Origin of the sequence: Frankia sp. CeD (assembly GCF_000732115.1) — a bacterium.
Taxonomy (GTDB): domain Bacteria; phylum Actinomycetota; class Actinomycetes; order Frankiales; family Frankiaceae; genus Frankia; species Frankia casuarinae.
In genome coordinates, this window is the sequence record NZ_JPGU01000037.1 from 1 (window position 1) to 12390 (window position 12390).

A 12390-nucleotide genomic window follows, 5' to 3' on the forward strand; every position below is an offset into this window, starting at 1 on the left:
GCCGTAAGAAGACCACGACCAGCCCGGCTGCGACCTCGACCGAGGAGTTCTACCTGGTCACGAGCCTGTCCACCGACCAGGCCAGCCCCGCGCAGCTGGCCCGGTGGGCTCGTGGCCACTGGACGGTCGAGGCCATTCACCATGTCCGCGACCGGACCATGGACGAGGACCGCCACACCATCCGCACCAAGAACGCCGCCCTGAACTGGGCCATCGCCCGCGATACCACGATCAGCGCACTACGCCTGGCAGGCTACAAGAACATCAGACAGGCCCGCCGAGCCACCATCAGAGACCCTGGGCTCGTCCTCCAGATCATCGCCCTGACCAGCCAAAACAGACTTTGACGGAGCCCTGATGTCATGGGGCCGCGTCTCGCGGCAGCCGAGGAGCTGGCCGGCGAGTAGGTCGCGGCCCGGGCGGTGAACGACAAGCTGGCCGCGACGAACGAACGGCTGCGGCGGGCCGTGGCGGACGCGGCCGAGCGTCACGAGACGGAGTTGGGCGCGGCACGGGCCGAGCGAGACCGGGCACGTGAGCGGGTCGGGGAGCTCGATGTTGCCAACCTGCGGCGGCGGTTGTCGATGGACAGCACAAACCCTCGGTGCTGTCGTCGAAGGAGCCGATCGGCGCGGTTGCGCGTTTCAGATGGGACCAGATACCCTCTCGGGCTGGTTCAGGTCGGGGGGTGTAGCCGGACCGGTAGCAGACCATCCCGACCACACTCACCCGCCCGGGCCCACCCCGACCGGGTACCCGCACCACCGGGGGTCACCCCACGCCGCGCCCACGTCCGCCCCGTGGCGGCCTCAGGCCCTGCCCTGTCTCGTCGAGGAAACAGACCCGGGCATCCCGGGCCGCCGCCGTGGTTGTAGCGCCGGCCACTCCCACTTGACCCACTCCCGCGCCGCGGTGTCGTCGCGTTCCAGCGCACGACGGGCCGGCATCTGACCGACCAGCCGTGCCGGCTACGCCTCTCGATTCCCAGGCGCGATACCCGCAGCCCGCCGTTTTCGGGGTCACCTTGAATTCCCGCGCCATCTCCGTTCGGGTCGTTCCCGCCGCGAACCGGTCAGCCGCAGCCATCCGGACCCGCTCCCGTTCCACCTGCTCCGCGGGCGTCAACCCGTCGCACGCCTCATGCAAAGGATCTATCACACACCCACAGCCATCACCAGGAACACTAACCCCACACATTGACCATCAGTACACCTCGTGAACACAGCCTGACCGAAGCCCGTGGCCGTGTGACCACGCATTCCAGCCTACCGCGAAGAGCCATTTAACGTACGGCCATTGCCCCGTCGGCCGCCGGCCCGTCAATTGGTCGCGCCGGGACGAGCGGGTTCCGGCCTGATGGCCGTCGCCAGCTCGTCCCGGCGCAAACAGATTCAACTCTCGCTATTTTCGCGGAATGTTGTCAGCGGCGCAGCGGCGCAGCGGCGGTGTGACGGGCTCGGGCTGAGGGGCCCCGGCCGCCTGGACCGCATCCGCGAGCAGTTGGCGCTCTTCAGCGATCGCCAACAATCCCCCGGACGCGACAAANCGGGAGGCTACATAGTCCGCTTCGGTGGTGGTTATCGGCGCCCGGGTGCGGACAGCCCGTATGCACACCCGTACCGCATCGGCGAGCACGACGAGCACTAGCAGAGCGAACACTATCGCTATGATCCCGTCCACGGTCGAGTTCTGGACGACTTTGTGCATGTCGCTGATACTCCTCGCGGGCGCCAGAACCCTGCCGTCGTCGAGCGCGTCGGCATAGCGGTGCCGTTGGGCGAGGAAGCCGAGCTTGGGATCGTCCGAGAAAACCTTCTGCCAGGCCGCGGTGAAGGTGACGGCGACATCCCAGCCGAGCGGGACGCCGGGCACCCAGGCCCACCGCGCTCGCCCACTCTTGACGAACAGGGTGGTGACGACCGCCAATGCGATGGCGGCAAGCATCTGGTTGGCCATCCCGAACAGCGGGAACAGCTGGTTGATGCCGCCGAGCGGGTCGGTTGCCCCGGTCCAGAGGAAGTAGCCCCAGGTGCCGACCACCAGCACGCTGCTCAGCCAGACCCCGGGCCACCAGCTCACCCGGCCGATTGGCTTCCATACGTTCCCGAGCATGTCCTGCAACATGAATCGGCCGACCCGGGTTCCGGCGTCGACAGTGGTCAGGATGAACAGCGCCTCGAACATGATCGCGAAGTGGTACCAGAAGGCGGCGAGGCGGCCGCCCCCGAATGCGCCTGAAAGGATGTTGGACATGCCGACAGCGAGCGTCGGTGCACCTCCGGTGCGGGCTACCAGCGTCGATTCACCGACGGCCCGGGCCGCGGAGTCGAGGGCGTCCGGGGCGATGGTGAAACCGAGGTCGGTGACCGCGGACGCAGCCGACGCCGCGGTCTTGCCGACGACCCCACCGGGCGCATTCATGGCGTAGTAGAGGCCCGGGCTGAGCACCGCCGCCGCGATCAGCGCCATCAGTGCGACAAGGGACTCGGTCAGCATCGCCCCATAACCGATGAACCGGACCTGGGACTCCTTTTGAATCATCTTCGGCGTGGTGCCGGACGCGATGAGGGAGTGGAATCCGGACAGGGCACCGCAGGCGATGGTGATGAAGACGAACGGGAACAGGCTGCCGGCGAACACCGGCCCGTTTCCCCTGGTCGCGAAAGTACTGACTGCGTCCGCCTGAAGTACCGGAAATTCGACGAGAACGCCGATGGCGAGCAGCCCGATGGTGCCGACCTTCATAAAAGTCGAGAGGTAGTCGCGGGGCGCGAGCAGGAGCCACACCGGCAGCACCGAGGCGACAAAGCCGTAGCCGACAAGGCAGGCGACCAATGCCTTCGGGCTGAGTGTAAAGGCGGAGGCGAGGGCGGAGTCCTGGATCCAGCGGCCGCCGACAAGGGCCGCGAACAGTCCGGCGACACCGACGGCGGTGGCCTCAGCGACCCGGCCGGGTCGCAGCACCCGCAGGTAAATGCCCATGAACAGGGCGATCGGGATGGTCATCGCGATCGAGAAGGTGCCCCATGCAGAGGCGGCGAGCGCGTTCACCACGACAAGCGCCAGCACCGCCAGCAAAATGATCATTATGGCGAAGACGGCGACTAGTGCCGCCGTCCCGCCCACCGGGCCGATCTCGTCGCGCGCCATCTGGCCCAGGCTCTTGCCGTCCCGCCGCATGGAGAAGAACAACGTCACCATGTCCTGCACGGCACCGGCGAAAATAACACCGGCGATGATCCAGATCGTCCCGGGCAGATACCCCATCTGTACGGCGAGCACCGGGCCGACGAGCGGACCGGCCCCGGCGATGGCAGCGAAGTGGTGGCCAAACAGGACCCGCCGGTCGGTCGGCTCGTAGTCGACGCCGTTGTCGAGGCGTTCGGCCGGCGTCGCCCGGCTGTCATCCACCCGCAGCACCCGGTTTGCGATGAACCGGGCGTAGAAGCGGTAGGCGATGGCGAAGGATCCCAGGCCGGCGAGCAGGATCCACGCCGCAGAGATCGACTCGTGGCGGGACATCGCGAGCACAGCCCAGCTGATCGCGCCGACCGCCGACACCGTGGTCCAGATGGCTATCGATCGGAGCCGGCCGGTCCTCCGGCCATGGCCAGGCGCACGACCGCCGCCAGGCGGAAGACCGGTTCCGGCAGTATCGAGATGGGTAGTCATACGATGCGTCCCTTGGCGAGAGCGGCCAGGCCGAGCAGGTCAGCGAGCCCGACATCGGGCGGCAGGTCGGTGCTGAAGCGCCGGAAGCCGAGCCGCGAGCGGCAGTCGATTGTGACATCGCGGCCCAGGAGGAACGGATAGGCGAGTGGATGGGCTACGGCGCTGCCACCGGGATCCGCGTCCACCGGGCGGAAGCCCCGGTGCCGCGGCACAAGCGCCCGCGGCGCGGGGCGCAGCCACAGTTGACCGGTGCAGGCGCAGCACAGCCCCAGCGGGGCCCAGTCAAAAATAACTACCTCGCCCTCGCGGAGCGCGGCCCGGGCCCGGTCGGTGACCTGGATCACCGCAGGCCTTCCGGCGCCGTCCCCCGGCTGTCCAGCCGCCAAGCGGCGGCGGTCAGCAGCGCGCTTAAGGGCACCCAGGCAAGCTGATACCAGTAAAAGAACGGCACCCCGGCCAGCCGTGGCTCATCATGCGCATAAAGCGGGACCGCCAGCAGGGCTGCGAACGGTGTCCCGAGACACGCGACCGCGGCGGTTTGCCGCCGACGTGCCGCCGCGCGGGCCGGACGACCGGCGGCCGGCCGGNCTGTTGCAGGCACGGGCCCTGCCGGGATTCCTGCCGCGGAGTTTGCCGGGACACCCAGCGGAGTGTCCCGGCCCTGCTCATCGTGCCACATCCTGATCTCCCTGCATTTTGATCTTCCTGGTGGACCACTGGCCGGCCCAGGTACCCAGGCCGGGTGGTCACGCAGGCCGCGATGGTGTCACCGGGAGAGTTGCTCGCCGCGCCTCCGCGGTTTACGACTTGGTGAGCTACAGGTTTACGACTTGTTGCGGGATGATGTCGTGTCAACCGCGCCGGCTCGGTGCGCAACTGGAATAAGGACCGGGGGACGACCGGGCGGGCTTCCACCGGCGACCTCGCCGCGCCGTACGGGAAGCCGCGTGCAACGGAAGGTGTCGGATGGCCGACGGGACGACCGTGGCGGGATTCACCGTCGCGATAGCAGGCACTTCGTTACTATCGGTAAGGGCGCGCGCGTTCCATCGGCGGGACGAGCTCCCCTCGCCGGAAGGGTGGGCGCTCGCAGGGCGCCCGTTCGGTGGCGTTCTGACCTGGTTCCTGCTCGGCGGTGCGATCTACACCGCATATACCTTCGCCGCGGTGCCCGGCCTCGTCTACGGCGTGGGCGCTCTCGGCTTCTTCGCGCTGCCCTACACGATCATCGTCTATCCGCTGGCCTTCGTGCTCCTCCCACGTCTGGCGGAGACGGCTCGGCGCCATGATTACGTCACGGTGGGCGACTACGTGCGGGAACGCCACCGGTCGCCGCTGCTCGCGCTCGCCGTGGCGCTGACCGGAATCGTGGCCACCACGCCGTACATCGCGCTGCAGTTGGTCGGCGTCCGCGCGGTGCTCGTTGCCGGCGGCCTCACCCCGCCTGGGCTGCCCGGCGACCTGGTGCTGGCCTCGGTGTTCGGGGTGCTCGCCGTCGCGACCTACCGCAGCGGCATCCGCGCTCCGGCACTCGTCTCGGTCGCCAAAGGAATTCTGATCTTTTTGGCGGTCTTCGCCGTGGTCGGACTCGTCCTAGCCAGGCTCGGCGGACCCGGCGAGATCTTTGCCGCAGCACGGCGGAACATGGCCACGGACGGCTTGCCGGATCCGTCGCTCACGCTGGAGCCGTCGACGTTCGCCTCGTTCGCGAGCCTCGTGCTCGGCTCGGCGATGGCCCTGCTGGTGTACCCGCACGTGCTCACCGCCGCATTTGCGGCGAAGGACCCCGACGTCCTGCGCCGCTCGGCGGTCACCCTGCCCGCATGGACGGGCCTGCTCGGACTCTTCGGGCTGCTCGGCGTTGCCGCCTTGGCCACGGGGGTACGCACACCCCGCGGGCAGGCCGAAGCAGCTGTCCCTCTGCTCGTCCAGCAGCTGGCCCCACCGGTTGTCACCGGCGTCGTATTCGGCGCGCTCGTTGTCGCGGCGCTCGTCCCCGCGGCGGTGATGTCGGTGGCGGTCGCCATGCTCTTCGTCCGCAACGTATACGTCGAGTATTTTCACCCCACGGCCACCCCTAAGCATCAGGTCCGGGTGGCTCGCGGTGTCTCGCTGGTGACAAAGATCGGGGCATTCGCCTTCGTGCTCGGTCTGCGCGACCAGGATGCCATCGATCTGCAGCTGCTGGGCGGGGTCTGGATACTCCAGACCTTCCCGGCGGTCGGGATCGGCCTGTTCTCCACCTGGCTGCATCGCGGTGCGCTGCTTGCCGGATGGGCGGTAGGAATGGCGGCGGGAACCTGCCTGGTAACCTCCGGCGAATTCTCCGCGGTGGTGAACCTGCACCTGTTCGGGGCGTCCGTGCCGCTGTACACGGCGCTCCTCGCGCTCGGGCTGAACCTGGCGGTCGCCACCGCGCTCACCCCGGTCCTTCACCGCGTCGGCGTGGCCCGGAGCAGCCGGACATCCCAGGTGGACCGACTCCCCCGGCCGGACGCGCCGGGATGGCGGTGAGGGCGGTGCGGGCGGTGCAGGGCATTCCCAAAGATCCAGCAGCCGTCACTGCCGGCGACGCCGCCACTCTGCTGCCGGCCGACAAGATCCAGGTGAATCTTCACGATCTTGATCGGGAGACCGCCATCGCGCGGCTCTTCAACACCCACTACGTCTCATTGGTACGACTGGCCGCCCTCCTCGGCGCGGACGACCCGGAGGATATCGCCGCGCAGGCGTTCTACGAGCTCTACCGGCGCTGGCGAAAACTGCGGGACTCGACCGCCACCCTGCCGTATCTACGTAGCATAGTCTGCAATCTCACCCGAATGCGACTGCGCCATCTCCAGGTTGTCCGAAAAAACATGGGATGGCCATCAGACCAGGTAGAATCGGCGGAGACGCAAGCGCTGCTGCGGCACGAACAGCGAGCTGTAGTCGTCGCGTTACAGCGGCTGTCGCCGCGCCAGCGGGAGGCCCTGGTACTGCGGTACTGGCTCGATCTGAAGGAATCCGAGATAGCCGCAGTCATGGGGATTTCCTGCGGCGCAGTGAAATCCCATGTGGCGCGAGGAATGACGGCGCTGTCCCGCGCGATGGAGTCCCAGACATGATATATCACACCGGGCCGCTCAGCGACACCGAACGACGGCTGCACGACGCCCTGGACGCTCTCGCCGGCGGCGTGCCCGTGTCGCCCGACGCCTACCGGCGGGCGCGGGCCACCNGGCGCCGCCGCGAGCGCCGCAGGCGGCTCATCCTCGCCGTCGTCATCGCGGTGGTCTTCACCTTCGCGAACCTGGTCGGCCTGTGGGCGCTCAACCACTGACCGGCGTGGAACTTCGCTCGACCGCAGGCCGTGACGCATCCGCATCGCTCCGCCTTGTGAATCCTCGCAAGCATGCTTACGCCACACCTCTCCCCCTGACGTGCGCTACTGTGGTGCTCACGGTATTAAGTGAACAGCACCTAGCCTAGGGAGTGGTGATGAGCGGTCGGGTGATGGTGGCGGGCGTCGGCATGGTGCCGTTCGCGACGCCGAGCAGGAGCGACAGCTACGACGTGCTGGCCGAGGGGGCGGTCAGGGCGGCGTTGGCCGATGCCGGGATCGACCTGGCGGCGGTCCAGCAGACGTACGCCGGCTATGTGTACGGCGACTCGACGAGCGGGCAGAAGGCGCTGTACCGGGTGGGGATGACCGGGGCGCCGGTGGTGAACGTGAACAACAACTGCTCTAGTGGGTCGTCGGCGCTGTTCCTGGCGCGGCAGGCGGTGGCTTCCGGGGCGGCGGACTGCGTGCTGGCGTTCGGGTTCGAGCAGATGCGGCGCGGCGCGCTGACGATGCAGTGGGACGACCGGCCCAACGCCTTCGAGCGGTTCGACGAGGTGGTCACCAAGGTGCAGGGCGAGGTCGAGGGGGTGCCGTTCGCACCGCGGTACTTCGCCGGTGCGGGTGCGGCCTACTGTGAGAAGTACGGGATGGACCCGGCGGTATTCGCGCGGATCTNGGTGAAGTCGCGCCGGCACGCGGCCAACAACCCGTATGCGGTGTTCACTGATCCGGTGACCGTGGAGGAGGTTCTTGCCTCGCCGCGGATCCTCGGTTGGCTGACCCGGCTGCAGTGCTGCCCGCCCACCTGTGGCGCGGCCGCCGCGGTGGTCGTTTCCGAGGACTTCGCGCGCGCCCACGGCCTGCGCGCCGATGTGGCGATCACCGCGCAGGCGATGACCACGGATACCCCGTCCTCGTTCGACGGGGACCTGATGCGCCTGGTCGGTTACGACATGACCGCGGCCGCCGCGCGGCAGGTGTACGAGGTGGCCGGGGTGGACCCGCTCGATGTGCGCGTGGTGGAGCTGCACGACTGCTTCACCACCAATGAGCTGATGACCTACGAGGCGCTGGGGCTGACTCCGGAGGGCACGGCGGAGAAGTTCATCGTCGACGGCGACAACACCTACGGCGGCCGGGTGGTGACCAATCCGTCGGGTGGGCTGCTGTCCAAGGGGCACCCGCTGGGCGCGACCGGGTTGGCGCAGTGCGCGGAGCTGGTGTGGCAGCTGCGCGGCGAGGCCGACAAGCGCCAAGTCGAGGACGTGACCGTGGCGCTGCAGCATAACATCGGCCTCGGCGGCGCCGCCGTGGTCACCCTCTACGAGAAGGTAGGCTGATCCACACCGAGGAGACCGAGGGGGTTGTACCGAGGGGGTTGTTCTGCCGGACCGCACGCTTGCGCCGCCGCGCGGCACCCGCCCGCGTAACCGGCGGGCGCTGATCCTTGGCGCCGCCTCGGACCTGTTCGCCCGCCGCGGCTACGACCAGATCGGCATGACCGATCTCGCCGAAGCCGTGGCGGTCGGCCCGTCCGCGCTGTACCGGCACTTCTCCGGTAAACAGGACCTGCTCCGCGAGGTCATCGCCGCAGGCCTGGCCCCGCTGCGGCACCTGCTCGATGATCTCGATCTCGCCGACCGCGCCGACCACGCCACGGCGTCGGCCCGGCTCGCCGCTCGCTGCCTCGACGAACGCCATATCGGCGTGCTCTGGCAGCGCGAAGCCCGCCATCTGACCCCTGACGACCATGCCCTGCTGCGCGCCGAGGTCCGCGAGATCGGACGCCGCCTCACCGGCCGGGTGCGCGCCGCCCGCCCCGAGCTCGACGCCCCCACCGCGGACCTGCTCACCTGGGCGATGCTGGCCGTGCTGATGAGCCCGTCCTTCCACCACCTGGACCTGCCCCGGCCCGCCTACGACGACCTGCTCGCCGAGCTCACCGACCTCGTGCTGGACACCCCGCTGCCCGGCACCTGCGCCGCATCGCCGCCACCACCGGCCGGACCGCCACCACCGGCCGGACCGCCGTTGCGGCTGGCCTCCCGCCGCGAGGCGCTGCTCACCCAGGCGGTGCGGATGTTCGCCACCCACGGCTACGCCGGCGTCGGCATCGAGGACGTCGGCAACGCCGTCGGCATCACCGGCCCCAGCGTCTACCACCACTTCCCGAGCAAGCTGGACATGCTGCGCACCGCGTTCCAGCGCAGCACGGCCGCCCTGTTGATGGACGTCAGCGCGATCTATCGGACTTCGAACGGCGCCGCCGACGCCCTGCGCCGACTGGTCGGCTCCTACATCCGGTTCACCCAGGCCCACCACGACCTGATCGGGCTGCTGATCACCGAAGTCGAGCATCTGCCGGAGGACGAACGCCACGCCGCCCGTCGGGCCCAGCACGACTACCTCACCGAATGGGTTCACCTGCTCCGGCTCGTGCACCCCGAGCTCGACCCCACCGCCGCCCGGATCCGGGTGCACGCCGCGGTCGCCGTCGTCAACGACACGGCCCGCACCCCGCACCTGCGGCACAACCCGGGCGTGCCGGGCGCGGTCGAGTCGATCTGCGGCCGGCTGCTCGGGCTCTGACCTGGCGCCTCCCGGGATTGCGCGCGACCGCGCTGGTGGCGCCGGTGGGTTCGATCAGGCCGAACGAGGCGCATCCGCGGACAGATGCCGCACCGGCCGCGCCAAGCCCGAGTCCGCGACCAGTCGGGTGACGATCAGCGTGACGGTGTAGGTGGCGGTGGCGGTGGCAAGGATGGCGAAGCTCGGGGGGATCCGCGGGGCGAGGTAGCTGGTGGTCAGCCCGACCCAGGTCACCGCGACCGCCACCGCGGTGGAGATCATCATTCCGTGGTAAGGGTGGGCGGTGAGCCGGTGGGCGGTGCCGGCGGGNGNGNCNNGCATACCGAGGNGCAGCAGGGNACCGACGGCCTGGGNGGNATCGGCTGCGGTCGCCCCGACGAGGCCGAGGAAACCGACGCCGAGGAGGCGGACGGGGACACCTCGGGCGGCCGCGACCGCGCCGTCCAGGCTGGCGAACAGCAGGGGACGCCCGATCGCGATGGTGGCGAGACAGAGGATTACGGCGAGTATGGCAGCCTCCCAGGCGTGGGAGGCGTCCAGGCCGAAGATCGAGCCGAACAGGACGGTGACACCGGCGGTGCCGTTGCCGGTGTTGCGGTGGGTGGTGTAAAGGGTGAGGAAGAGCACCCCGAGGCCGAGGACCCAGGCGAACACGCTGCCGATGACGACGTCATCGGCGTGGCCGCGGGGGCCGAGGGCGCCGAGGGCGCCGAGGGCGCATCCGACGGCGACGGTGGCGGCGAACAGGCCGACTCGGGCGTCGATCCCGGTGGCCAGGGCGGCGAGTGCGCCGGTGAACGCCACATGGGACAACGCGTCGGCGGTGAAGACCTGGGCCCGCAGGACGAGGAAGTAGCCGACGAGTCCGGCCGCCATGGCAATCCCCGTTCCGGCGATGAACGCATTCTGCATGAACGGGTGCTCGAACNTCGCGGTCAGTCCCGTGTCCGCCGTGGCCGCGGTCATGCTGCTGCTCCGGTCATCCGGGGGACGCGGGCGGCCCGGCCGAGCAGGTCGTGCGCGCCGACGGCGAGACGGGCGAGGAGGTACAGGCCGAAGGAGAAGCTGGTGATGAAAAAGCCGATCGGATAGGGCGAGTAGTAGGCCACGGTCAGCCCGGCCCAGGTGACCAGCAGGCCTAGCAGCACGGTGAGCGTGAGGCTGAGGGCCGGTCGGGTGGTGAGGACCTGTGCGGTCGCGGCCGGGATGACCAGCAGGGTGAAGACGAGGAGGGTTCCGGTGATCTGGCTGACCTCCGCGGCGGTGCTCCCGAGCATGATCAGGAAAGCCACCGACAGACCCCGCACCGGCACTCCGGCGGCGGCAGCCACGGCTGGATCGAGCGAGGCGAACANCAGCGGCCGCCCGATGAGCGCCAGCACTGCCAGGACCGCCACGGCGACGGCGGTCAGCGTGAGGACCATGTCGTCGGTGATTCCCAGGAAGCTGCCGAACAGCAGCGTGTTGACCCCGCCGAGGAATCCCTTGTACAGGCTGACGAACAGGAATCCGCAGGCCAGCGCGAACGCCTGGACGGTACCGATGGTGGCCGACTCCGCGGCCCGCCCGGCGGCTGCCCCGCCCGCCCCGGGGATGGCCGCGATGATCAGCGCCGCGGTGAGGCAGAAGGCGAAGTAGCCGTAGGTCGCGCCCAAGCCGAGCCAGATCGCCCCGGCCGCGCCCGGGAAACCGGCCACGGCGAGGGTGTGGCCGGCGAAGGCCTGGCGGCGTAGGACCATGAACCATCCGGTTGCCCCGGCGGTCAGCGCGACGATGGTTCCGGCCCGGAACGCGTTCACCATGAACGGGTAGGCGAACATCTGCCGAACGTCGCGGACCAGGTCCCACGACAGGCCCGCGTCGGTCGCGACCACCGCTGCAGTGATCACAGGTGGCCGGTCCCGTCGTGACGGTCGGCGTGTACGGCGGGCGGCTCGGGCTGGCCGACGACGACGAGGCGCCCGTCGGAGGNGGTCAGCACCTCGATGGGGGCCTGGTAGAGCCGGCTTAACGTCGCACTGGTGATGACCTCGGCGGGAGGGCCCGAGACCGCGCCGCCGCCGGCGAGGTAGATGACCCGGTCGAGGCTGGACAGGATTGGGTTGACGTCGTGGGCGACCATCAGCACGGTCACCCCCGCCGTCTGGCAGATGGTGCGGATGAGGGTCGCGACCGAGGCGGCGTTGGGCGGGTCCAGGCTGTCCAACGGTTCGTCGAGAAGCAGCAGCCGGGGCCGGCGGGCGAGCGCCTGGGCGATCAGAAGCCGCTGCTGCTCCCCACCGGACAGCCGGCCGATCGGCTGGTGGGCGTAGCCGGTGGCGCCGACCTGCTCGACGAGTTCGGCGACGCGCCGCCGCGCGGTCCGGGCGCGATCTCCGCCGGGCAGCGGCAGACCCCACCGGTGGCCGTCGAGACCGAGGCGGACGATGTCAAGCCCCCGGATCCGTACCGACGGGTCGAAGCTCCGTCGCTGCGGCAGATAACCGACCTCGGTGCGGGCCCGCCCGGGATGCCGGCCCAGCACCACCACCCGCCCCGCGGCCAGCGGCAGCAGGCCAAGGGCCGCCTTGAGCAGGGTGGACTTACCGACGCCGTTGGGACCGAGGATCGCGACGAACTCCCCCGCGCCGGCCTCGACGTTCACCCCGCTCCACACCATCCGCCCACCGAGACGAACCGCCGCACCCTCGAACATCACCGCCGGCGCGGCCGGCCTGCCGGCGCTGACCGGCGCCACCGCCGCGTCAACCTCGGCGCTCGCGCCGTCGGTTCGAGGGTGCGCCACCGCCGCCATTCTCGTCACC

12 protein-coding genes and 1 pseudogene are annotated in these 12390 nt (G+C 69.6%); 7 read left to right on the plus strand and 6 right to left on the minus strand.

Translation table 11 applies throughout. The features are described from left to right. A partial coding sequence (locus tag CED_RS16625; RefSeq protein ID WP_152569775.1) for a transposase occupies positions 1-347 on the plus strand: 347 nt, incomplete at its 5' end. A gap of 63 nt (positions 348-410) precedes the next feature. Continuing rightward, positions 411-634 (plus strand): annotated as a pseudogene (locus CED_RS25450) (IS66 family transposase); the annotation flags it as partial. A 767-nt stretch (positions 635-1401) separates the two neighbouring features. Here the strand turns inward: CED_RS25450 and CED_RS16630 are convergent. The 3 genes from CED_RS16630 to CED_RS16640 are packed head-to-tail and all read right to left on the minus strand — an operon-like array spanning position 1402 to position 4273. Then, positions 1402-3672 (minus strand): carbon starvation CstA family protein, encoded by a 2271-nt coding sequence (locus tag CED_RS16630; RefSeq protein WP_035912111.1) that lies wholly within the window; start codon positions 3670-3672, stop codon positions 1402-1404. Continuing rightward, positions 3669-4016 carry a hypothetical protein gene (locus CED_RS16635; protein WP_011436880.1) on the minus strand — a complete coding sequence of 116 codons (348 nt, stop codon included), beginning with the start codon at positions 4014-4016 and terminating at the stop codon, positions 3669-3671. The genes CED_RS16630 and CED_RS16635 overlap by 4 nt, the downstream gene beginning before the upstream one ends. Next, on the minus strand, positions 4013-4273 hold the full coding sequence (locus CED_RS16640; RefSeq protein ID WP_200875422.1) for a DUF3311 domain-containing protein: 261 nt from the start codon (positions 4271-4273) through the stop codon (positions 4013-4015). Before CED_RS16640 ends, CED_RS16635 begins: the two co-directional genes overlap by 4 nt. 365 nt (positions 4274-4638) lie before the next feature. On the opposite strand from CED_RS16640, the gene CED_RS16645 reads away from it, so the two are divergent. The 5 genes from CED_RS16645 to CED_RS16665 all read left to right on the plus strand — a co-directional run bounded on the left by CED_RS16645 (position 4639) and on the right by CED_RS16665 (position 9586). After that, positions 4639-6186: a sodium:solute symporter gene (locus CED_RS16645; protein ID WP_011436882.1), complete on the plus strand. Its 1548-nt coding sequence runs from the start codon at positions 4639-4641 to the stop codon at positions 6184-6186. Continuing rightward, positions 6183-6779 (plus strand): sigma-70 family RNA polymerase sigma factor, encoded by a 597-nt coding sequence (locus CED_RS16650; protein ID WP_011436883.1) that lies wholly within the window; start codon positions 6183-6185, stop codon positions 6777-6779. Before CED_RS16645 ends, CED_RS16650 begins: the two co-directional genes overlap by 4 nt. Then, the gene (locus tag CED_RS16655; protein ID WP_035912113.1) at positions 6776-6994 is read left to right on the plus strand and encodes a hypothetical protein; all 219 of its coding nucleotides are present in this window, start codon (positions 6776-6778) and stop codon (positions 6992-6994) included. Before CED_RS16650 ends, CED_RS16655 begins: the two co-directional genes overlap by 4 nt. A 158-nt stretch (positions 6995-7152) precedes the next feature. Then, positions 7153-8337: a lipid-transfer protein gene (locus CED_RS16660; RefSeq protein WP_035912159.1), complete on the plus strand. Its 1185-nt coding sequence runs from the start codon at positions 7153-7155 to the stop codon at positions 8335-8337. Between the two features lie 103 nt (positions 8338-8440). Further along, complete coding sequence (locus CED_RS16665; RefSeq protein WP_255353886.1) at positions 8441-9586, plus strand: TetR/AcrR family transcriptional regulator; 1146 nt, start codon at positions 8441-8443, stop codon at positions 9584-9586. A 54-nt stretch (positions 9587-9640) separates the two neighbouring features. On the opposite strand, the gene CED_RS16670 is transcribed toward CED_RS16665, so the two are convergent. The 3 genes from CED_RS16670 to CED_RS16680 form a co-directional block, all read right to left on the minus strand. Beyond that, positions 9641-10552: a metal ABC transporter permease gene (locus CED_RS16670; protein WP_035912118.1), complete on the minus strand. Its 912-nt coding sequence runs from the start codon at positions 10550-10552 to the stop codon at positions 9641-9643. Next, positions 10549-11475, minus strand: coding sequence for a metal ABC transporter permease (locus tag CED_RS16675; protein WP_051868875.1), 927 nt, complete (start codon positions 11473-11475; stop codon positions 10549-10551). The genes CED_RS16670 and CED_RS16675 overlap by 4 nt, the downstream gene beginning before the upstream one ends. Then, positions 11472-12380, minus strand: coding sequence for a metal ABC transporter ATP-binding protein (locus tag CED_RS16680; RefSeq protein WP_035912123.1), 909 nt, complete (start codon positions 12378-12380; stop codon positions 11472-11474). Before CED_RS16680 ends, CED_RS16675 begins: the two co-directional genes overlap by 4 nt. Positions 12381-12390: the final 10 nt, after the last annotated feature.

Excerpts from the sequence above, each read along its gene's own strand:
- CED_RS16645 (WP_011436882.1), top strand. The coding sequence starts at position 4,639 with ATGGCCGACGGGACGACCGTGGCGGGATTCACCGTCGCGATAGCAGGC.